Genomic DNA, 22,023 nt, shown 5'->3' with positions numbered 1-22,023 from the left:
TTGCGCGGATCCCGGGGGCTTGGTTATTTTCTCATGCTTCGTCTGCAGCACCCCGTCGCGCCGCAGGACGTTGCGGTAGAGTGCCGCGGCCTTGCCTACTTCAGGCAATATTCATCCAGCATTTTGACCAGGGCGTGTATCTGCGGCTTGCTGATGTGTCCGTCCGCCCCCACCTCCTGGCATTTGTGGGCAAGTTGCTCGTTGATCAGCGATGAAAACATGATCACCGTCAACTCTTTCATGACAGGATCCGTTTTGATTTTTTTGCACAGGGTCAAACCATCCATGCTCGGCATCTCGATGTCGGAAATCAGCAGATCGGCATACTCGCGTAGATCCTGCCCCTTGTGCGCCGCTTCGGCCTTGAGCATATTCAGGCCATTCCAGCACTCCTCGCCGTTAACGAAGGACGTCACCTGTTCATAACCCGAACTTTTTAAAATAGAGACGATCTGATTGCGGATGATGTTGGAGTCCTCGGCGACCAGGATTTTGACCTCCTGACGGCTGCCGCGCTTGAAGGCATCGGCCTCCTCGGCTCCCTCGACTTCGCCTTCGCCGAAGATGGTCTGCTCGGGGAAAATTTCGGTAATCACGTGCTCCAGATCGACGATCATCACCTCGCGCCCGTCGACGGTGATACATCCGGTAAAACGCGGCTTGTAGGGAGTGAAGAAATCGTCCAGCGGTTTGACATCCTTCCAGGAGATGCGGTGAATCTGATTGACCCCATCGACGAGAAAGCTGTTGACCTCGCGGTTGAATTCACACACCAGCACGACCTTGCGCTCCACGGAGTTCTCAACTTGGCGCTTGCGCAGGTGGCTGCCGAGATCGACCAACGGCACCGTCTTGCCGCGCAGCAGCAGCATGCCTTTCATGGAGGGCCCGCTCTCCGGCAGGGAGGTCATTGCCTCGGGCTCATAGGGCACGATTTCGCGGAGTTTGTGAACATTGATGCCGAAAGACTGGCCGCCGAGATAAAACTCGATGATCTCGACTTCGTTGGTTCCGCTTTCGAGAAGGATCTCCCGCTTTTCCAGCTCACTTTTCATGAGGACTCCCGACATCCGGCAAAAGATGATCTTGCGGCGACGCTTATGCTGAGCCGCAAGGAAATTAAAACCATCTTAATGCCATTCATTGCAAATTTCAAATAAAAAAAAGATTGTGTACTTAATTTATGCGTAGCAGACCGTACTTCAGGCGTCGGGAAACTCCATGCGAAAAGTGGCCCCGCCTCCAGGGGTTTCCTCGACCCAGATGCGACCGCCATACAGGCGTACCACCTTGCTGACAATTGTCAGCCCAATCCCCGTTCCGTTGGGGGTGTGCGCTCTTAATTCACCACGGTAAAAAGGGTCAAAGATTTTGTCGGCGATTTCCGCAGGCACCCCGGGACCGTGATCACGCACGAACAGAGCGCAACTGCCTCCCTGGCGCCGACCGCCGATCTCAATCGGACCACCCGCGGCGCCGGCGTAGCGCAAGGCATTTTGGATCAGATTGGCAAAAATTTCACTGAGCAGGGTCCGCGGCAGACGCATCTCAGGGAGGGATTCGACGCGGATTTCAACGCCCTGCTCGCCAATCGCGGCGCGCATCTCGCCCTGCAGTTCATAAACCACGTCGGCCACGGAAACCGGTGTGTCGGGAGGATCCAGCCGGCCGACCCGCGCCAGGGTCAGGAGATCTTCCATAAGCGCCAGCATACGGGTTCCCTGGCTTTCAATGTCTTCGAGAATGGCCAGAGCCTGCTCATCAAGGCGGTCACGGTAATGTTCATGCAGAAATTGGGCATAGCCGATGATAGGGGTCAATGGCGTGCGCAAATCATGGGAAACCGTATGCACGAAGGCATCGAGTTCGTGATTGGCGGCCTGTAGGCGGGCGTGTTCTTCTTCAAGCTCCCGCGTTCGAAGGCGAACCTCTCGCTCGCGCTCGAAGGCATGGCGACGCAGCCGCCTTTCCAGCCCTTTCATGGGGCTTATGTCGACGAAAGATTCAACACCGCCGACCACCTTACCCAGCGGCGTTCGCAGCAAATCGACGCTTTTGGAAAGAGTGATGCGCTTGCCGTCGCGCCCCCGGATGGTGCAGGTGACATTCGTGACCGGCTTGGACACCGCGGGATCATAAAGCCCACAGCGGCGCCCGCAGGGGATACCCTGGAGAAAAGAGCAGTGCCGACCGACCGCCTCTTCAGGAGAAAATCCGGTGATGCGGGCCGCTGCAGGATTCCAATAGACGATGTGCTGGTCGCAATCGACCAGGAACAGGCCGAAAGGCAAGGTTTCCAGAACCTCGGTCAGGGAGAGGGCAGAGAAAAATTCAGCAGAAGTCGACGTCATGGACTGCACATCTCGCAGGGTTAAAGGGCGTTGGGCGGCCGCCGCCCCTGCAGGGCGGCGAGAATATTGTCGACCACCATCTCACCCATGCGGCGCCTGGTCTCGACAGTGGCGCTGCCGATATGCGGCAACAACACGACGTTGTCGAGTTCGGCAAGTCCCGGGGACAGTTGTGGTTCATGTTCATACACATCGAATCCGGCCCCGCCAAGCTCTTTCTTCTGCAAAAATTCGACCAGCGCGGCTTCATCCACCACCGGCCCACGCGCAGTGTTGATCAAAATGGCTTCGCGTTTCATACGTGCCAATTGTGTACGGCCCAACAGGTGGTGGGTCTCCGGGGTCAGGGGACAGTGCAGGCTGATGAAATCACTGTGCTCAAGCAACTCATCCAGGGAGACGTACTCCAGTCCCAGTTCCCGACCCAGATCTCCGGCCAAGGGCTTTCTCTGAGTATAAAGTAAGGACAGCCCAAAGCCACGTGCGCGGCGCGCCATGGCCTGACCGATACGCCCGCAGCCGATAATGCCCAGTGTTTTTCCGGAGATTTCATGCCCCAACAGCATCTGCGGCGCCCATCCATTGAATTCGCCGGCTCGCACCATGTGGTCGCCTTCCACGAGTCGGCGCGTCACGGCGAGAAGCAGGGCAAATGCGATATCCGCGGTGCTCTCCGTCAACACTCCGGGAGTATTGGTCGCCGCCACCCCACGCCGACGACAGGCGTCCAAGTCAATATTATTGTAACCCACGGCGTAATTGGCGACGATGCGCAACTGAGGACCGGCCGCTTCGAGCAGCGCCTCGTCGACGATATCGGTCAGATGACAGAACAGCGCATCGATTCCTGTCACCTGGGCGCGCAATTCAGCCGCCGAGAGCAGACCCTCGCCCTCATGAACACGCACTTCGGCAATGGCCGCGAGGCGCTCCAGGGGACCGGGAAGAATGGGACGGGTAACGAAAACGCAAGGCTTCATGTCAGAATCCTTTCGGGCAGGGTTTAGCGGTTAAAAAATCCGTGCCTGGCGCGAAGTCCGGGCCAGGGTGACCACCGCGACCTCCGCTGCGCCGGCCCGGATCAAAGCGCTGGAGCATTCAGCAACAGTTGCGCCGGTGGTCATGACATCATCAACCAGCAGCACGCGCCGCTTGGCGACTTCGCCCGTGGCGCAAAACGCTCGACGCAAATTGCGCCGGCGCTGAGCACCTGTCAGGCCCTGTTGGTTACCGGTGACCCGCACCCGCACCAAAAGCCGGGCCGGGGCAGGCAAACGCAAGGGCTTGGCCAGCGCGCGAGCCAACAACAGAGATTGGTTGTAGCTGCGCTCGCGCAAGCGCGTGACATGCAGAGGCACGGCAATCACTAGATCCGGGGCGAAGGCGCGGATGCGGTCGCCGGTGCGCTCCAGCAGCAGCACTCCCAGCGGCCGATCAAGATCAAGGCGTCCACCAAACTTAAAGTCCTGCACGGCCTGACGCAGGGCGCCTTCATAGTGACCGACAGCCGCGGCCCAAACGAAGGGCGGCTCTTGCCGCTGACAGGTCTCACACAGGTGATCGCTGCCACCTGGGGCCGGATAAGGAAGGGAACAACGGGGACAGCAGGGTGATGCCAGGAAACGCATGCCACTGCGGCACAGAGCGCAGAAACAATGGCTGCGAGCCTCGTCATCAGCCAGGCGGGCATCGCACAGAGGACAACAGGGCGGAAGAAAAAGCCGCAAAAGGCTTTCGGCATGGCCTAGCAACATTGGCCGCGAAGCCATAGGAGTCGCCGCGCTCCTGAACAAATTAATCGGACAGCAAGGACTTGCCGCTCATTTCCCGGGGCACATCCTGCCCCATCAGACGCAGAATCGTCGGTGCGATATCGGCAAGAATCCCGGGATTCAACTTCTTCCCGCGGCGATCGGGATCGACCAGTATCAGCGGCACCGGATTGGAGGTGTGCGCAGTGTGCGCCCCACCCCTGCCGTCGCTCATCTGCTCACAGTTGCCATGGTCGGCGGTAAGCAGCAACACGCCGCCTTGTGCCAGAACCGCATCAACGACGCGGCCGACACAGGTGTCGACGGTTTCCATGGCAGCCACGGCCGCATCGAGAAAGCCGGTATGTCCGACCATGTCGCAATTGGCATAGTTGAGAACGATCAGAGCATAATCCCCGGAGGCAATCCGCCGCTCTACCTCGTCCGTCACTTCGACGGCACTCATGGCGGGCTTCTGATCATAGGTGGCGACATCGCGCGGAGATGGGATCAAACAGCGATCCTCGCCGGGATAGGGCTCCTCGCTGCCACCATTGAAGAAAAAGGTGACGTGCGCGTATTTTTCCGTTTCGGCAATGCGCAGCTGTTTCAGGCCGGCGCCCGCCACGACTTCGCCAAGCAGATTGACCAGGGCCTCCGGAGCGAAAGCCACAGGCAGGTCAAAGGTGGCGTCATATTCAGTCATGCACACATAGGCCGCCAAGGCAGGAGATTTGCGCCGCGCGAACCCGGAAAATTTTTTTTCGGTAAAGGCTCGGGTCAATTCACGCGCGCGATCGCTGCGGAAGTTGAAAAAGATGATCCCGTCACCGTCATCCACCGTGGAGGCAGGTTGAACCACGCGCGGCGTGACAAATTCATCGCCCTGTTCGGCGGCGTAGGCGGCAAGAATTGCCTCGCGACTATCGACCGCCGCCTCGCCCACGCCTTCGGTCAGAGCGCGATAAGCCCGCTCGACGCGATCCCAGCGGGTGTCGCGATCCATAGCGTAATAGCGGCCGACAATGGTTGCAATGCGTCCGCAGCCCAGACGCGCCATCTCCTCTTCAAGTTCAGCCAGGTAGCTGATACCGCTGCGCGGCGGGGTGTCGCGACCGTCTAGGAAAGCATGGACGCAAACATCCTGGATTCCTTCTTGTTTCGCCAGTCTGAGCAGGGCGTAGAGGTGGCTGTTGTGCGAATGCACGCCGCCGTCGGAAAGCAGACCAATGAGATGCAGCTTGCCGCCGCTTTCGCGGATTTTTCCCAAAGCCCCGGTGAAGGCCGGATTGGTGAAAAAATCACCGTCGGCAATGCTTTTGCTGATGCGGGTAAAATCCTGATAAACGACGCGGCCGGCCCCGAGATTGAGGTGACCGACTTCTGAATTGCCCATCTGGCCGTCAGGCAAGCCGACATCCATGCCCGAGGCACCGATGCGCGTATGCGGATAGGTCTCAAAAAATTCGTCCAGCCGCGGCGTACGCGCCATGCAAACGGCATTTTGTTCACACTGTGGATTGATCCCCCAACCATCGAGAATCACCAGGGCGACGGGTCGCTTTGCCGTGGCTGCCATCATCAGGGTCCTCCCGGGGGAAGATCGCCGAATTCCACCGGCTTGATGGCACTGAGATCGCTGCGTCCGCTCATCACCAGGGAACCCCAGGTTCCGCAGCCGGTGCAGCGGCTACGCCATTCGGGGTAGTTCGCGCGACAGTTTTCACACTCGAAGGCCACCTGCAGCCGCTCGTCCATGCCGATGGCGCGCCGGTACTCGTCGAGAGCCTCGTCGGTGCGCTTGCGCCGCCGGTGCACTTCGGCAGCCAGGAGATGAATCAAGGGGTGATCAGAGCCGGCGCTTTCCAGAGCGAAGACCTGCTCGCCGGCCTCATCCACCATTTCCAGTCGCAGACACAGCTTGGCGTAGTAGAGACAGAGGATCACATCAGTCTCATTCTGGGCCATGGAAGTGCGGTAGAAAGACAGGAGCGTCGCCGGATCCTCGGCTTCGAGGAATAGCTCTTCAAGGCGCGCAAGAAAAATACCTTTGCCGAGCTTACGGTAGCCCTCCTGCCAAACGCGCGCGGCCTCTTCCCTGCGCCCCTGCAGCCGGTGGGCATCGCCCAGGGAGACACGCGCCGGCACGAATTCGGGATCCTGGCGAATCACCTCGGAAAACTCGGATTTGGCCGGCTCGATCTCGCCGGCCTCCAAATCGACCACTGCCACCTCGTACTTGATGTGCAGCAGGCGATTTTTTTCCTCGGGTAGCCGTGGGCTGCCCTGCATCACCTTGAGCAGGCGCTTTTGCACTTCCAGGGCATCACGCCAGCGATTTTCCTTCATGGCCAGGTCGCGCAGCCCGCGCAAGGCCTTGCGGTTATCCTTGTCGATGGCAAGAATTTCGCTATAAGTCTGCTCCGCGTCGGCGTCCTGCTCCAGGTCTTCATAGGTTGCGGCCAGCTTGAAGAGCACCTCGAGACTGCGTGGATCGGCATCGCGGGCCTTGAGCAGACACTGCAGGGCTTCCTGCGGCTGATTTTCCTGCACATTGAGGCTGGCCATGGCGATCAGGGTGTCGCTGCGCCGCGGGTCCTGATCGAGGGCCTTCTGCAGCAGCGCGCGCGCTTTTTTCAGATCCCCAGAAAGCAGCTTACCCACCCCTTCACGATAAACAGCATGAATATCCCGCGACTTCTTATCCTTGCGCTCGCGGCGCCAATCGCGCATCCGATAGATGAAGATGCCGTAGGTATAGACCGCAAGCCCGAGGACGAAGCCGATCAAAATCGCTGCCACCACCACAACCACCGGCGAAGTGGTAAAGGATTTTTCGGCAAAATAAAAAAAGGTGATTTGCTGGGGATTGATGGCGGCAAAGTAAACAAAAAATGCCAAAAAAAGGACGACGAGAACCAGGAAGCTGATCAGGGGCATGGCGCTCTCCCCGGGCATAGGCCCAGACTAGAAAACTATTGAAATTTTATTCGCCGAATTTTTCCACCTCGGTCTTGCATTCAACACAATAGCGCGAAAATGGCCGGACTTCCATACGTCGCGGTGCGATTTCTTCTCCACAGCGCAAACATTCGCCGTACTCCCCTTGATCAATCCGCTCAAGCGCGGCATCGATATCACGAACCAACTGGCGTTGCGTTTCGCTGAGATTCATCAACACGTCGCGATGGTAGGTGTTGGAAGAGATATCGCCGATATCCCCGCCGCCCTCCTGGCCGAGTTCTTGACTGGCCTTGCGCGAGTCCTTGACCTCCTGAAGGGTTTCGCGACGCATCTCGAGTAGTTGACGTCGTGCCTGATCTACCTGCTCTGGATCCATGCATCACTCCTGAGGCGGGACCTGTGCCCCGTCAGCGGTTGTGGTAGGGTTCGTTGCGTACGATGGTCAAGCCGCGATAAATCTGCTCCAGCAAAAACAGGCGCGCCATCTGATGGGTGAAGGTCATGTCCGAAAGCGACAGAATCAGGTTGCCGCGCTGCCTGACTGCTTCGGCCAGACCATAAGCACCCCCCAGAATGAAGGCGATTTCGGGGGTGGCCCGCACCATATGGTCTTCCAGAAACTGCGCCAGCTTCTCCGAAGACATACGGCGCCCGCCTTCATCCAAAATCACGACCTGGGCGGCGTCTGCCACCTTGGCCAGCAGCCGCTCGCCTTCACGGGCCCGGATCCGCTCCGTATCGGGTTTGCGTCCTCCTGCCTTCTCTTCCTTGATCTCAATGATCTCAAGGGGCAGATAGCGCTGCACCCTTGCTGCAAAGTCCTCAACACCGGCACGCAGATAGGCTTCGCTTAAGCGACCGACGCACAGCAGCTTGAGCTTCACTGGGCGGCGGCCTTGTTCTCCCAGTGATATTCGGCAGGAATGCTGACCTCGGGAGCCTCGCGCCAGAGACCGTCCAGATCATAGAATTCGCGCACGGAAGGCTGGAAAACATGGACCATGACATCGCCGTAGTCAAGCAACACCCAGCGCCCTTCGTTCATGCCCTCAACCGCCAGAGGCAGGGTCTGGTGTTCGTTTTTGAGCCCCAGCCGCACACTTTCGGCAATGGCCTGTACCTGGCGGTCGGATCGTCCGGTGGCGATCAGTAGAAAATCGGTCAGCGATGAGAGAGCGCGCACATCAAGCAGACGCACGTCGGATGCTTTTTTGCCCAAGGCATGGGCGGCACAGAGCAGTGCCCGCTTATCAGATTGCAAAACTAAAGACCTTTCGGAGCCCCGATAAAGGGCGTGCTGATGCAAATAAGTTTCAACCGCCGCCGGAATCAGATAACGCACCGAGCGCGCGGCGGCTACAAGTTGGCGGATACGCGTCGAGGAAATATCGAGAAATGTTTCCTCGAGAAAAATAACGGAAAATCCGGAGCGATGGACCAGCCTTTGCGAGGCGCAATCATAACAGAACTCATCAGCCACCGCAACCGGGAGCAAGTCCGGAGGAGCTCCGCCACGGCTGCCGGGACGGGCCGTCACCACGATGTGACATAACTGGAAAAGGCGGCGGAATTCATACCAGCTCGCAATCTCGGCAAAAGAATCCATCCCCATGATAAAGAAGAATTCTTCGCCGGGAGCTTCCTTGCGCAAAACCTCCAGGGTATCTACCGAATAGCTCTTGCCGCTGCGCCGGTTTTCCAGGTCGCTGACGGCGAAGGCCGGATTGTCGGCGATGGCCGCTCGCGTCATGGCGAGGCGATGGTGAAATGGCACCTCGCCTTCCAAAGGCTTGTGCGGTGGCGTGGCGGCGGGAATGAACAAGACGCGGTCAAGACCGCAGGCCTCGCGCACCTCTTCGGCAATCCGCAGATGAGCCAGATGGATGGGATTGAAGGTGCCGCCGAGAATGCCGGTTTTCATGAGCAAAGACCTCCTCGGCAGGCAAGTGGCCGAGCGGGAGAGTATCCAGGGTGCGGCATGCGCAGGCCCCTAGGCGCGAATCTGGCCGTCGCCGAGGACGATGAACTTGCGGGTGGTCAGATCCTCAAGGCCCATGGGACCGAACGAGTGCAGCTTGGTCGTGGAAATGCCGATTTCGGCGCCGAGTCCGAATTGGTTGCCGTCGGAAAAGCGCGAGGAAGCATTGACCATGACCACGCTCGAATTGACCTCGCGCAAAAAGCGCTGGCTGTTGTGATAGTCGCGAGTGACGATCACCTCGGTGTGCAACGAGCCGTAACGGTCGATATGCGCCACCGCTTCGCCGAGATCCTCGACCACCCGTACCGCCAGGATCAGATCGAGATACTCGGCGCCCCAGTCCTCTTCAGTGGCCACTTTGACGTCGGGGGCAAAGGAGCGGGTAATGGGACAGCCACGCAGCTCCACCCCCTTGGCGCGCATGGCCTGGGCGATGCGCGGCACGAAGGTTTCGGCAATGTCTTTGTGGATGAGCAGGGTTTCCATGGCGTTGCAGACTCCGGGACGCTGCACCTTGGCGTTGATGCAAATCTTTTCCGCCATGTCGAAATCGGCGTCGGCGTCGACGAAGGTATGACACACCCCTTTGTAATGCTTGATCACCGGAATGCGCGAATTTTCGGCAACAAAGCGAATCAGCCCCTCGCCGCCGCGGGGGATGATGAGATCGATAGACTCTTCGCACTTGAGAAGCTCGAGTACCGCCTGGCGATCGGTGGTTGCGACGACCTGCACCGCTGCCGGGGGCAGGCCCAGATTCTTCAGTTCGCCCTTGAGTATCGCGCCGATGGCGGTGTTGGAATGTATGGCCTCAGAGCCGCCGCGCAGCACCACGGCGTTGCCGCTCTTAAGACACAGGCCGGCGGCGTCGGCGGTGACGTTGGGGCGCGACTCATAGACGATCCCGATAACGCCCAGGGGAATGCGGACCCGACCGACCTGGATGCCGTTGGGACGCCGGCGCATGCTTGTCACTTCGCCCACCGGATCAGGCAGGGCGGCAACCTCGCGCAACCCAGCGGCCATGGCGCAGATACGCTGGTCATCGAGCACCAAACGATCGATCATGGCCGGCGACAGACCGCTCTGGCGCGCCGCCGCCAAATCCTTTTCGTTGGCCTCCACAAGGGTCGGTCCGGCAGCTTCCAGGGCGGCGGCCATGCGCAGCAGCAGATCATTTTTTACCGCAGAGGAAAGATTGGCGAGAATTCGGCCGGCCTGCCGAGCTTCAGCGGCCAGCGAGAGCATCTGTGCGGCGATGGTCATTTCCGTACTCCTTTTGCGCTGAGGGCGGACAGAGCCGCCGAATTCAATCCTCGTCTGTCTCAGAAGCAGAAGAGATCACCAGATTGTCGCGATGAATTACCTCATCGCCGTATTTATATCCCAGACTCGCTTCGATTTCCGAAGTCTTTTTGCCCATGATACGCAGCAACTCGGTTAGATTGTAACCAATGACTCCCTTGGCAAATTCGTTGCCCGCCGGATCACACAACCGCACCGAATCGCCGCGCTCAAAGCGCCCTTCCACTCCGGTGATGCCGGATGGCAGCAGGCTCTTGCCGTTTTCGAGCAAGGCACGGCGCGCTCCGTCGTCGACAAACACCTTGCCCCGCGGCTTTTTGGTAAAAGCGATCCAGTGCTTTTTCGCAGCCATGCGATCACGCGCCGGCAGAAAATAGGTACCGATCTCTTCCCCGGCAAAAGCTCGCCCCAGAGTCTGCGGCGTCCTGCCGTTGATGATGAGTGTGCCGATGCCGTTGAGAGACGCACGTCGCGCGGCCTTGACCTTGCTCGCCATGCCGCCGGTGCCCAGCACCGAACCCTCGCCGCCGGCCATGGCCTGTATCTGGTCGGTGACACGCTCGACCAGGGGAATCAGGCGTGCCTCGGGATGCTCCTGTGGGTTACGGTCATAGAGACCATCCACATCGGAAAGAATGACCAGCAGATCGACTTCAAGCAGCGACGTCACCATGGCGGAGAGGTTGTCGTTGTCGCCGAAACGGATCTCCTCCACCACTACCGTGTCATTTTCGTTGATGATCGGCGTCACGCCGAAATCGAGCAAGGTGACCAGGGTGTTGCGGGCGTTGAGATAGCGGCGGCGGTTGGCCAGATCGTCCCGGGTAAGCAGGATTTGTGCGGCCAGATAGCCGTGAGCCTGAAAGCCTTCTTTGTAGGCGCGCATCAGGCGCGGCTGGCCGATGGCGGCTGCGGCCTGCTTGAGAGGAATGGTCTGGGGCCGGCCGCTGATGCCGAGAACGCCCTTGCCTGCGGAAACAGCACCAGAGGAGACCAGAATCACCTCCAGACCCTGGGCGCGCAGGCGACAGACTTCGTCACAGATGACCGCAATGCGCGGAAGAAGCAGGCCCGTGTCGTCGGAAATAACATTGCTTCCGATCTTTATGACTGCCCGACGAACTCGCTTGAGAAAATTTTGGCGCATGGCGCAAACTACCTAAAGCACAGGGAATCTTAAGGGAAAAGAGCCGCTATCTTAGCCGTGTGAAGGATTCGAGTCAAGGGAGGCTTCCTCGCTCGATTCAGCCGCACCTTGCCGACGGGCCTCCAGCTCACTGCCGACCGCGGCGACCAGATCTCCGACGCCTTCGCCGGTCACCGCCGAAACGGCAAAAACCCGAAAACCACGCGCCTGAAAATACTCCATGTAATGCGGCACCGAATTTCGCACTTCGGTTACATCGGCCTTGGTCAACACGACCACCTGTGGCTTTTTCGCAAGATCCGGACTGTACCGGGCCAGCTCACGGTTGATCAGATCGAAATGCCCTTCAGGGCTCTGCTCCTCGGGTGTGAGCAAATCGAGCAGATGCAGGATCAGGTCGGTGCGCTCCACGTGGCGCAAAAAACGCGTGCCCAAGCCGTGGCCTTCGGCCGCGCCCTCGATGAGTCCGGGGATATCTGCCATGACAAAACTCTTGAAGCCCCCATAGCGCACCACCCCGAGATTGGGCACCAGCGTGGTAAAGGGGTAATCGGCGATTTTAGGGCGGGCCGCCGACACCGCCGAGATCAGCGTCGACTTGCCCGCGTTGGGCAAGCCCACCAGCCCCACATCGGCGAGCAGTTTAAGCTCCATGCGCAGGGTGCGCTCCTCGCCGGCGGTGCCCGGCTGGGTATGACGCGGGGCGCGATTGGTGCTGGTGGCAAAGCGCGCGTTGCCGCGGCCGCCACGGCCGCCGCTCAGCAGCTTGCGCTGCTCGCCCGGCGTGGTCAGGTCGGCGAGCAATTCATCGCTCTCGGCATCATACACCAGGGTGCCCGGCGGCACGCGAATCACCAGGGTTTCGCCATTTTTGCCGTGCCGGTTCTTGCCCATGCCGTGACCGCCGCGCCCAGCCTTGTAGTGGACTTTGTAACGAAAATCCATGAGGGTGGAGAGATTAGCGTCCACCTCAAAGACAATATCGCCGCCGTCGCCGCCGTCGCCGCCGTCGGGCCCCCCTTTGGGTATGAATTTCTCGCGGCGAAAGGACAGGCAGCCGCGCCCGCCGTCACCGGCCTTGACATTAATTTTGACTTCGTCGACGAAATGCATGAGAAAAACTGTCCTTGGTCCTTGATTCCTTGCTACTTGTTGACAACAAGGATCAACGTTCGGATCTCAGGGATCCAGGTCTAAGAAAAAAAGCCCGGCGTCCTGATACGGCACCGGGCTTTCCTGTTGGGTTTTGAATGACAATCAGGCCGTGTAGACGCTGATCTTTTTGCGGTCGCGGTCCTTGCGCTCAAACTTCACCACGCCGTCGATGAGGGCGAACAAGGTGTAATCCTTGCCCACGCCGACGTTCTCGCCGGGATGGAAAGTGGTGCCGCGCTGACGCACCAGAATCGATCCGGCGGTCACCTGCTCACCGCCGTAACGTTTGACGCCGAGACGTTTGCCTGCACTGTCGCGGCCGTTGCGGGTACTGCCGACCCCTTTTTTATGTGCCATGGATCAACCTCCTCAAACCTTAAGCTTCGATGCCCGTGATCTTCAGGCGAGTAATGGGTTGGCGGTGCCCGTTCAACTTGCGCTGGTTCTTGCGCCGCCTCATCTTGAAAACAAGGATTTTCTTGTCCTTGTCCTGTTCGACGATTTGCGCTTTCACCTTGGCGCCCTGCAGCAGAGGTGTTCCGATTTTGACCTCTTCACCGCCGACCATGAGGACTTCGCCCAGCTCGATGGTATCACCCACCGCGCCCGCGAGTTTCTCGACCTTTACCAGATCGCCTTCGGAAACTTTGTACTGCTTTCCTCCGGTCTTAATAACCGCGTACATATAGACATTCACCTCGCTCTCGATTAGCTTCGACATACCTTCCAGAACGCTGGAACTTACCCCAAACCACACTTTCTGTCAAGCATGAATTACCACTCCCCTATCCCGGCAGAATCTCATACTGCTCCTGATGAAAAACCGGGCGAGCGGTGATGGTGATCTGCTTGCCGAAGCGTTCTTCCAGCTCCTCGATGCCGTGGCGTTCCTCATCGTAGAGAATTGCGGCCACATCGGGATGCACCACCAGAGTAATGCGCGGCGCCGCAAGCTCGTTCATTTCACGGCGCAGCTCGCGAAAAATTTCATAAGCGAGAGTGGCGCGGCTCTTGATATAGCCCTTGCCCTCGCAGTACGGACAGGCCTCGCACAGCGTGCGGCCGATACTCTCGCGCACCCGCTGGCGGGTCATTTCCACCAAGCCGAGTTCGGAAATTTTGAGGATGTTGCTCTTGCTCTTGTCGCTTTTGAGGGCTTCGAGCAGGGCCGCATGCACCTTTTCGCGGTGCGGCTCCTTTTCCATATCGATAAAATCGATGATGATCAGGCCACCGATATTGCGCAGCCGCAACTGGAAGGCGATCTCCTTGACCGCCTCGAGATTGGTCTTGAGGATGGTGTCTTCGAGATTGTGCTTGCCCACATAGCGGCCGGTATTGACGTCTATGGCGGTGAGCGCCTCGGTTTGCTCGATGATGATGTAGCCGCCGCTTTTGAGCCACACCTTGCGTCCGAGTGCGCGAGCAATCTCCACTTCGAGACCGAAAGCGTCGAAAATCGGCTCTTCGTCCTCGTAGAGTTCCATGGAATATTTGAGCTTGGGCATGAAGGTGCCGATGAAACGCTCGATCTTGGCGTATTCATCGCGCGAGTCGACGACAATGCGCCGCACGTCCTCGGTGAGGATATCGCGCACGACCTTGCAGATGACATCGAGTTCGGAATGGATCAGGCTCGGTGCGCCGCTGCCGTCCTTGCGCCGCGCCACATCCTGCCAGAGGTTGAGAAGAAATTCCATGTCGACCTGCAGGTCTTCTTCGCTCTTGCCCTCGGCGGCGGTGCGCACGATGAATCCCGACCCGGCGGGGCGAATCTGTTCGACGGCGGCGCGCAGGCGATCCTTCTCCTCCTCGCTTTCAATGCGGCGTGAAATGCCGACATGGTCGACGGTGGGCATATAGACCAGGTTGCGGCCCGGCAGGGAAATGTGCGAGGTGATGCGCGCACCCTTGGTGCCCAGGGGCTCCTTGGCGATCTGCACCAGAATTTCCTGGCCTTCCTGCAAAAGATCTTCAATGGGCGGCAGGGTCCGGTCTTCAATATCGCCGTCCTCTCCCGCCACCGGCGGCCCCTGATTGCCGCCGTCGATAAAATGCTCGACCGCTTCGACTTCGTCGAACACGTCGGCGACATAGAGAAACGCGGCCTTTTCCAGGCCGATGTCGACGAAAGCCGCCTGCATGCCGGGCAGGACACGAATCACCCGGCCCTTGTAGATATTGCCCACGATGCCCCGTTCGCGTGCGCGCTCAATGTAGAGTTCGGCAATATGGCCGTTCTCCAGCAGCGCCACCCGGGTCTCCTGGGAGGTGGTGTTGATGACCAGTTCCTTGGCCATGGGGCCTCCTTCCAAACATAGAAATATAAAAAATTCCTTAAGAATCGATGATCAATCATGGCCCGGCCGGACTCTGGCGAAAAATCACGCCGATTTTACAGGCGGGCAGATCCCGCACCCGGGCTTCGTCGCAACCGAGAAGATAGGCGGCCACCGGTAGAGGACTGCCCTGGGCCATTTTCAACACCAGGGCATCGGCGAGCAGCTCGACGTCTTCCACCCCGGGACGCAGATCAACCCGCGTCTGCTGCCCCTTTTTCAGGCGCAGCGCCGGCACTTCATCGGCCGCGAGAAATTCGGCGATACGACCCGGCAGGTCGGAGGGCGCATCCGCCGGGAGTTCAAAACGATAGACGGTGCACTCAATACTAGCGGAAGGCGAGGCATTACGCCAGTCCAGAAGTGCCCCCTCGCGCACCCGAAAACCTTCAGGCAGGCAAGCGTTGAGACGGTTGACCGCACCCTCGGCCGAGACCGGTTCGGCCAGATCGAGATCGATGATTTCCGCCTCGCTCTCCATACCCTGAGAGAGAGCCTCGCTGAAAGAGATCCGCGGATGGGGGTGAAACCCCTGTGAATAGCGCACCGGCAGTCCAGCGCGGCGCACCGCACGATGAAACAGGCTCATGAATTCAAGATGTCCGATGAAGCGCCCCTTGCCGAGCTTGGCCAGACGCAGGCGCAGACGGCAGCGCTGCTCCTCGGGAGCAGCGGATTCCGGAGCCGCGTCCTGCACTGCGGGTTCTTCGCCGAGGGTGCGCGGATCGCACAGGCGCAGGCGCAACTCTTCAAAATCACAAATACCACAACCCGTGCAGGCGCCTGTTCGGCAGTCGGGGGTGGCGGCCCCGACGCGGGCCTGGCGGCGCTCCCGCTGAAAGAACTCCTTGGGAATGCCGCAGTCGATGTGATCCCAGGGCAGAATTTCATCTTCGCCACGTTCCCGCAGGTACCAGGCCGGGTCCAGGGCGCAGTCGGCAAAAGCCTGCTGCCAGCGACCGAAGTCAAAGCAGTCGTTCCACCCATCGAAGCGGCACCCGAGATCGACCGCGCGGGAGATGACCGCTCCCAGGCGCCGATCGCCGCGGGCGAACACACCTTCGAGAAAGGACATTTCCGCGGCATGCCATTTCATGCGCAGCTTTTTCGCCCGCAGGCCATCACGCAGCAGATCCTGCCGGCGGCGGGTTTCGTCCATGCCGATCTGCGCCTCCCATTGAAAGGGCGTATGCGCCTTGGGCACGAACGTCGACACGGACACATTGACGTCGGCGCCGCCCTGCGACCCCTTACCGCTTTTCTTGACCTGCGCCGCCAACGCGATGATGGCTTCGAGATCAGCTGCGGTTTCCGTGGGCAGGCCGAGCATGAAATACAGCTTGATGACCCGCCAACCCAGAGCATAGGCCACACGCGTGGTTTCGACCAGATCCTCGGCGCTGATCCCTTTGTTGATGACCTGGCGCAAGCGCTCGCTGCCGGCCTCGGGCGCCAGAGTGAAGCCGGTCTTGCGTACCTTGCGGACCTGCTCCATAAGCTCCGGAGTCAGGGAGCCCACCCGCAGGCTCGGCAAAGAAACCGCGACGCGGCTTTCGGCAAAGCGCCCCATGAGGTTCTTCAGCAAAGGCTCGATGCAGGCATAATCGCCGCTGGACAGGGAGAGCAGCGACACCTCTTCATGCCCGCTGGCCGCCAGGGACTTTTCAACGATGTCGATGACCCCTTGCGGGCTGCGTTCGCGCACCGGGCGATAAATATAGCCCGCCTGGCAAAAGCGGCAACCGCGGGTACAGCCGCGGGCGATTTCCACCGCCACCCGGTCATGAATGGTATTCATGGTCGGCACCACGGGCGCGGTGGGGAAGGGAGCACTCTCCAAGTCGGCAAGAAAACGCCGCCGGATGCGCGGCCGTTCAGCACGCAGAGATTTCAGATTGGCAATGCGACCGTCGAGATGATAATCCACGGCAAATTGAGCGGGCACATAGACCCCTTCGATGAGCGCCAATCGTTCCAGCAATTGCGTACGCTTCTCACCGGCGGCGCGTGATGCGCGCACCGCCTCGCACAGCTCGACCAGAGCCTCTTCGCCGTCGCCGATCACCGCGCAGTCGAAAAAATCCGCCAGAGGTTCAGGATTGAACGCGCAGGGCCCGCCCACCACCACCAGGGGATGATCGTCATCGCGATCTTCACGTCGACGGGGAATGCCGCCAAGATCGAGCATCATCAGAATGTTGGTATAGGACAGCTCGTATTGCAGGGTGAAGCCAAGGATGTCGAATTGCGCCAAGGGCCGTTCCGTCTCCAGGGAGCGCAGGGGCTCCCCGGCTTGGCGCAGCTCCGTTTCGAGATCAGCCCAGGGAGCATAAACCCGCTCGGCGGCCAGCCAGGGGCGCTCGTTGAGAATCCGATAAAGGATGGCAAAGCCGAGGTGGCTCATGCCCACCTCGTAAACATCGGGAAAAGCCAGGGCGATGGAGAGGTCAACCAGTTCGGGATTTTTCTTGATGCTTCCCACTTCGCCGCCGAGGTAGCGCGAGGGCCGCGCTAGACGGGGCAGAATATCTTCGTAAGCCATGGATTTTCCGGATGAGGGGTCAAAAGAAACAACCTTGACACAAAAGAAAGCAAGTTAGCACGAGCCGCAAGCCGTCCTCAACCCTTTTGCGCGAAATAACGCAGAACAAGGCCAAGAAGGGTGTTCCCCGCACTCGCCCTGTGCTAAAGTTTGCGATTGCTTTCGACCCCATGCATGGAGAGATCACAATGCGCCCCGATAAAGACATCGAACTGCACCCCGACACCTCCAACGATGCCCCGACCTATGGTCCGCCCGACCCCGCCGGCGACAACTGGGCCATGGCCGCCCATTTGAGCGCCTTGTGCGGCTATTTTCTACCCTTCGGCCATGTGCTGGGCCCCCTGGCCGTCTGGCTGTTCAAGGGCCGCCAATTCCTTCAGGTGGACCACCACGGCAAGGAAGCCCTCAATTTCCAGCTCAGCATCACCCTCTATCTGCTCATTTCCATGATTCTGATCGTGGTGGGCATCGGTGTGTTGCTAGTCATCGCCCTGTCCCTGTTCGATCTGGTCATGATTCTCGTGGCCACCATCAAAACCCGCAGCGGCGAGAAATTTCGCTACCCGATAAGCATTCGTTTCATCAAATAGCCGGCCATCGGGCGCAACGGGGCACACGGCACGGCAGTTGCATAAATTTTTCTCAATTTTTCTTTTCAAGCCGGACGCCCTTCCTCCTACGGCCGACCGACAATGGATGACAAACGCTATCTGATCGTCTCCCGAGCTTTGGGGGAGACCGCGCGAATCAAGGACCTGCTGCCCCTGCTGGCCGCGGATTTCGGCCTCGACGCCTTTACCGCGCGCCAGCGCCTGCTGGGCCGCGGGCGTGCCTTGCTGGCTCAGGGCAAGGGCCCAAAACTTGCCGAACTTCATACCCTGGTGACGAATTTCGGCATCGACGCTCAACTGATTCGGCCCACCCCGCCGCGGTTTGCCCCCAAGCGTGTGCGCCAGGTCGAAATTCGCCAGGACCATTTGGAATTTTCCACGCCAGGCCCCCCCTGCCGCCTTGCGCGCGGCACGCGGGTCCTGGCGATACTGGCGGATCTTTCCGGCCAGGCCGCCGGCAGGAACCTGCGACGCCTCATGGTGCAAAACACCTACCAGGGCGCGGCCGCCGTAGCGCCTCTGACGCAGGACGAGATGCTGGAGGCGGTGCTGCGCACCCAGCCGATTCTCGATCTTTACCTCCTCGGCGACGAACAAGACGTCAGCGATGCCCTGCGCCTGGTCGCCGGCGGCTTCAATCCCGCCGGACTCGGCGAACGCGCCTGCCTGAGCAGCGTCGGCAACATGCGCGCCCTCATCGACCTCATCCGTGAATACGCCGGAGAATTTACCCTGAGCTGCGATTTCGGTCTGGCCCTTTTGCCAGGCTGCAGTCTGCGCAAGCCCGAACCGGGCGAGGATGCGCGCGCGGCCAATCTCAAAAGTCTGACGCGCTTCGGCTGGCTGATGAGCGATGTGCTGCTGCAAAAGCCCCCCGCACCTCAAAACCCGACCCTCGGCCTGGTGCCGCCGCCTCTTGCGCAGATCATCCGCGAGGAACTTGGCGACCAGGATGTTTTGAAAGCCGAAGAGCCCTCGGCACCCGCCCCGACGCTGCCGCCGCCTCCGACCCCCGGGACCGTCGCCGCGCGCTGGACCTGGAAGCGCGGGCTGAGCCTGGCGGTCGGAATCGCGGCAGCCGCTCTGATGTTCTCCGAGGGCGGCGGCCGCCTCATCCACCTGATTGTGTACGACGGCATGCGCAGCGGCGCCCTGCCCGGCGCGCTCAGCGCGGGATTTTTCGGCGGAGGATTTTACTGCCTGCGCATTAAACGCCTCATTGAAAACACCCCCACCAGCCGCATCCGCTCCCTGGCCATGGGCATGGTGGAACTGAATGGCCATGCGCGCCGCAAGTACGCCCTGGTCTCCCCCGCCACCCAGACCGCCTGCGTGTGGTATCGGCTGCGGCGCTACCGGCGCAACGAAAAATCCGGCTGGCAGCTGACCCGCCAGAGCGACAGCGGCGCGGTGCCCTTCCTGCTCGACGACGGCACCGGCACCATTACCGTCGATCCACAGGGCGCACGCATTCGGCCCGGTGTGCGCAATGAGGGTTTTCCAGGTCAGGAAGGATTTATGGTCCGCTCGCTGGGAGGCACCGACACCAACGAGAAGTGGGTAGAGGAACTCATTCCCGAAGGAACCTCTCTCTACGTACTGGGTTCGGCGCGGCCCTACAAGGAGCAAAGCCTGAGCCTTGCCGAACGCACCCGCGAGGCCCTGCGCGAGCTCAAGCTCGACCCCAAGGCCCTGGAAAAGTACGATCGCAACGGTGACGGCCGCATCGACGAAGAAGAATGGGATCTGGCCCGCGCCGCGGTCCAGCAGCAGGTCTTGCGCGAGCACCTGCTGAGGAACGAAAAGGCCGCGCCCGGCACCACCCGCGCCCTCGTCGGCCGCAGCTGCAGCCACACGCGTCCCTTCATCATCGCCCAGACCGAATCAGAAGCGCATCTGACCCGCGGCTACGCCTGGTGGATGGCGGCGCTGTTCGCTGCCGCGCTGGGCACCGCCGTATGGGCCTTGAAGCAGATACTGCTGGGGTTGAATTGAGAGTTAAAACCTGAGCAAAGCTCTTTCACCGCTGAGCACGCTGAGAAAACCAAAGAAAGATTTTTCTGTATTTCTCAGATTCTTCTCTGCGCTCTTCGCGCTCTCGGCGGTGAATCCCTTTTCACCACCCAACAACACGTATCAAGAAAGGATAAATCCCATGACCCTGTGGATCGTTCTCGGCGTGATCGCCCTGCTCATCGCCGCCCTGGTGCTCTACGTCATCGTGGTGTACAACGGCTTCATCAGCATGAAAAACAACATCGACAAGGCCTGGAGCAATATCGACGTGCTGCTCAAGCAGCGTTTCGACGAACTGCCCAAGCTGATCAAGGTGTGCGAGGGCTACATGCAGCATGAACAGCGCACCCTGGAGGCAGTGATCAAGGCGCGCTCCCAGGTGAACAACGCCGGCAGCGAGCAGGAGAAAATCCAGGCGCAGAACATGCTCACCGAGACTCTGCGCTCGCTGTTCATGGTGGTGGAGCGCTACCCCGACCTCAAAGCCGACAAGGCCTTTCGCAATTTGCAGGCGCGCATCACCGAAATCGAAAACCAGATCGCCGACCGCCGCGAGTTTTTCAACGACTCGGTCAACATCTACAACATCCGCCTCGCTCACTTCCCCGACGTGCTGGTAGCGCGCCTGTTCAACTTCGCGCGCCGCACTCTGTGGCAGATCGATCCCGCCCATCGTCAGGACGTGCAGGTGAGTTTTCAGGCGCCTTCGGCCTGAGAGCCACCCAGCAACGCAACGGGGCGGCCCTTGCGAGGCCGCCCCGTTTTTCTCATCCCTGCTCGTTGGCCACCCGCCGCCGTTCCTCGGGCACCTCCTGCGCCACATTGGCGTAGCGATAAGTCTCGCCCAGATAGTTCTTGAGCACCACCTCTTCGCCGAGGCTTTGCAGATAGTCGGGCAGCAGCGGGATTTTGCCGCCGCCGCCGGGAGCGTCGATGACGTAGGCCGGCACACCCAGGCCCGAGCTGTGGCCGCGCAGGGCGCGGATGATTTCCAGGCCCTCCTCCACCGAGGTGCGGAAGTGGTTGGTGCCGCGCACCATGTCGGCCTGATACAGATAATAGGGCCGCACGCGGATGGCGAGCAGCTTCTGCATGAGACGTTTCATCACCGCCGGATCATTGTTGACATCGCGCAGCAGCACCGACTGGTTGCCCAAGGGGATGCCCGCATCGGCCAGCCGCGCGCAGGCTTTGGCGGCCTGCTCGGTGATCTCGTCGGGGTGATTGAAGTGCGTATTGAGAAACAGCGGGTGGTACTTACGCAACACCCGCACCAGGGCCGGCGTAATGCGCTGCGGCAGCACCACCGGCACGCGCGAGCCGATGCGGATGATCTCCACATGGGGGATGGCGCGCAGGGCTTTGAGAATCCCGTCGAGTTTTTCGTCGGAAAGCAGGAGAGGATCACCGCCGGAGAGAATCACGTCACGGATTTCCCCATGGTTGCGGATATAGTCCAATCCGCCCTCGATGCTCTCGCGAGTGATCTGCATGTTCTCACCGCCGACCTTGCGCTTGCGCGTACAGAAGCGGCAGTACATGGCGCACTCGGAGCACACCAGAAACAGCACGCGATCCGGGTAGCGGTGCACCAGGTTGGGCACCGGGCTCTGGTTTTCCTCCTCCAGGGGATCGGCCGGACAGACGCTGTCCTGCAACTCTTCTGCGGAAGGCACCGCCTGGCGCCAGATGGGATCGCCCACTTCCTTGATCAGGGACAGATAATAGGGGTTGATGCGCATGGGGTATTCCGCCGCCACCGCCTCAAGCGGCGCGGGGTCGATGCCGAAGCGCCGGGTCACCTCACCGGGGCGGGTAATAGCAGCCTGAAGTATTTTTTGCCAGGTTTCCATATCGC

Annotated in this window: 20 protein-coding genes and 1 pseudogene; 3 read left to right on the top strand and 18 right to left on the bottom strand. The window is 60.1% G+C overall.

From position 1 onward, the window contains the following. Positions 1-95 precede the first annotated feature (95 nt). The 17 genes and pseudogenes from GFER_RS12560 to GFER_RS12485 form a co-directional block, all read right to left on the bottom strand. Positions 96-1,055: a chemotaxis protein gene (locus GFER_RS12560; protein ID WP_040100036.1), complete on the bottom strand. Its 960-nt coding sequence runs from the start codon at positions 1,053-1,055 to the stop codon at positions 96-98. A 147-nt stretch (positions 1,056-1,202) separates the two neighbouring features. Further along, positions 1,203-2,351 carry an ATP-binding protein gene (locus tag GFER_RS12555; RefSeq protein WP_040100035.1) on the bottom strand — a complete coding sequence of 383 codons (1,149 nt, stop codon included), beginning with the start codon at positions 2,349-2,351 and terminating at the stop codon, positions 1,203-1,205. A gap of 20 nt (positions 2,352-2,371) precedes the next feature. Continuing rightward, positions 2,372-3,331 (bottom strand): 2-hydroxyacid dehydrogenase, encoded by a 960-nt coding sequence (locus GFER_RS12550; protein WP_040100034.1) that lies wholly within the window; start codon positions 3,329-3,331, stop codon positions 2,372-2,374. Positions 3,332-3,361: 30 nt separating this feature from the next. Next, positions 3,362-4,120, bottom strand: a complete 759-nt coding sequence (locus tag GFER_RS12545; RefSeq protein ID WP_082048062.1) for a ComF family protein — start codon at positions 4,118-4,120, stop codon at positions 3,362-3,364. A 25-nt stretch (positions 4,121-4,145) separates the two neighbouring features. Beyond that, on the bottom strand, positions 4,146-5,681 hold the full coding sequence (gpmI, locus tag GFER_RS12540; protein ID WP_040100141.1) for a 2,3-bisphosphoglycerate-independent phosphoglycerate mutase: 1,536 nt from the start codon (positions 5,679-5,681) through the stop codon (positions 4,146-4,148). A 2-nt stretch (positions 5,682-5,683) separates the two neighbouring features. Continuing rightward, positions 5,684-7,042 carry a tetratricopeptide repeat protein gene (locus GFER_RS12535; protein WP_040100032.1) on the bottom strand — a complete coding sequence of 453 codons (1,359 nt, stop codon included), beginning with the start codon at positions 7,040-7,042 and terminating at the stop codon, positions 5,684-5,686. A 46-nt stretch (positions 7,043-7,088) separates the two neighbouring features. Further along, positions 7,089-7,442 carry a TraR/DksA family transcriptional regulator gene (locus tag GFER_RS12530; RefSeq protein WP_040100031.1) on the bottom strand — a complete coding sequence of 118 codons (354 nt, stop codon included), beginning with the start codon at positions 7,440-7,442 and terminating at the stop codon, positions 7,089-7,091. Between the two features lie 31 nt (positions 7,443-7,473). Then, positions 7,474-7,950, bottom strand: a complete 477-nt coding sequence (locus GFER_RS12525) for a 23S rRNA (pseudouridine(1915)-N(3))-methyltransferase RlmH (RefSeq protein WP_040100030.1) — start codon at positions 7,948-7,950, stop codon at positions 7,474-7,476. After that, positions 7,947-8,285, bottom strand: coding sequence for a ribosome silencing factor (gene rsfS, locus GFER_RS19790; protein ID WP_412171532.1), 339 nt, complete (start codon positions 8,283-8,285; stop codon positions 7,947-7,949). Before rsfS ends, GFER_RS12525 begins: the two co-directional genes overlap by 4 nt. A gap of 66 nt (positions 8,286-8,351) precedes the next feature. Then, a pseudogene (gene nadD, locus GFER_RS19785) lies at positions 8,352-8,987 on the bottom strand (nicotinate-nucleotide adenylyltransferase); the annotation flags it as partial. A gap of 69 nt (positions 8,988-9,056) precedes the next feature. Beyond that, the gene (locus tag GFER_RS12515) at positions 9,057-10,313 is read right to left on the bottom strand and encodes a glutamate-5-semialdehyde dehydrogenase (RefSeq protein ID WP_040100029.1); all 1,257 of its coding nucleotides are present in this window, start codon (positions 10,311-10,313) and stop codon (positions 9,057-9,059) included. A gap of 43 nt (positions 10,314-10,356) precedes the next feature. Further along, positions 10,357-11,499 carry a glutamate 5-kinase gene (gene proB, locus GFER_RS12510; RefSeq protein ID WP_040100028.1) on the bottom strand — a complete coding sequence of 381 codons (1,143 nt, stop codon included), beginning with the start codon at positions 11,497-11,499 and terminating at the stop codon, positions 10,357-10,359. 51 nt (positions 11,500-11,550) lie between these two features. Further along, positions 11,551-12,612 (bottom strand): GTPase ObgE, encoded by a 1,062-nt coding sequence (gene obgE, locus GFER_RS12505; protein ID WP_040100027.1) that lies wholly within the window; start codon positions 12,610-12,612, stop codon positions 11,551-11,553. A gap of 144 nt (positions 12,613-12,756) precedes the next feature. After that, entirely contained in the window at positions 12,757-13,011 is a 255-nt protein-coding gene (rpmA, locus tag GFER_RS12500; protein ID WP_040100026.1) for a 50S ribosomal protein L27, read from the bottom strand. Positions 13,012-13,030: 19 nt separating this feature from the next. Beyond that, complete coding sequence (gene rplU, locus GFER_RS12495) at positions 13,031-13,339, bottom strand: 50S ribosomal protein L21 (RefSeq protein ID WP_040100025.1); 309 nt, start codon at positions 13,337-13,339, stop codon at positions 13,031-13,033. 100 nt (positions 13,340-13,439) lie between these two features. After that, entirely contained in the window at positions 13,440-14,954 is a 1,515-nt protein-coding gene (locus GFER_RS12490) for an Rne/Rng family ribonuclease (protein WP_040100024.1), read from the bottom strand. Positions 14,955-15,009: 55 nt separating this feature from the next. Next, positions 15,010-17,535 (bottom strand): TIGR03960 family B12-binding radical SAM protein, encoded by a 2,526-nt coding sequence (locus GFER_RS12485; protein WP_040100023.1) that lies wholly within the window; start codon positions 17,533-17,535, stop codon positions 15,010-15,012. Positions 17,536-17,723: 188 nt separating this feature from the next. On the opposite strand from GFER_RS12485, the gene GFER_RS12480 reads away from it, so the two are divergent. From GFER_RS12480 to GFER_RS12470, 3 genes are all read left to right on the top strand, one after another. Further along, entirely contained in the window at positions 17,724-18,128 is a 405-nt protein-coding gene (locus tag GFER_RS12480; protein WP_082048060.1) for a DUF4870 domain-containing protein, read from the top strand. Between the two features lie 102 nt (positions 18,129-18,230). Next, entirely contained in the window at positions 18,231-20,144 is a 1,914-nt protein-coding gene (locus GFER_RS12475) for a GIDE domain-containing protein (protein ID WP_040100022.1), read from the top strand. A gap of 160 nt (positions 20,145-20,304) precedes the next feature. Next, a complete protein-coding gene (locus tag GFER_RS12470) occupies positions 20,305-20,880 on the top strand; it encodes a LemA family protein (RefSeq protein ID WP_040100021.1) in 576 nt (191 codons plus the stop codon). 52 nt (positions 20,881-20,932) lie between these two features. Here the strand turns inward: GFER_RS12470 and GFER_RS12465 are convergent, their stop codons facing one another. Beyond that, on the bottom strand, positions 20,933-22,018 hold the full coding sequence (locus GFER_RS12465; protein ID WP_052446372.1) for a KamA family radical SAM protein: 1,086 nt from the start codon (positions 22,016-22,018) through the stop codon (positions 20,933-20,935). Positions 22,019-22,023: the final 5 nt, after the last annotated feature.

It is taken from the genome of Geoalkalibacter ferrihydriticus DSM 17813, from assembly GCF_000820505.1.
In the GTDB taxonomy this organism is placed as follows: domain Bacteria; phylum Desulfobacterota; class Desulfuromonadia; order Desulfuromonadales; family Geoalkalibacteraceae; genus Geoalkalibacter; species Geoalkalibacter ferrihydriticus.
The sequence above is the reverse complement of the archived record's forward strand: the minus strand, read 5'-3'. Positions and strand labels throughout refer to the sequence as shown.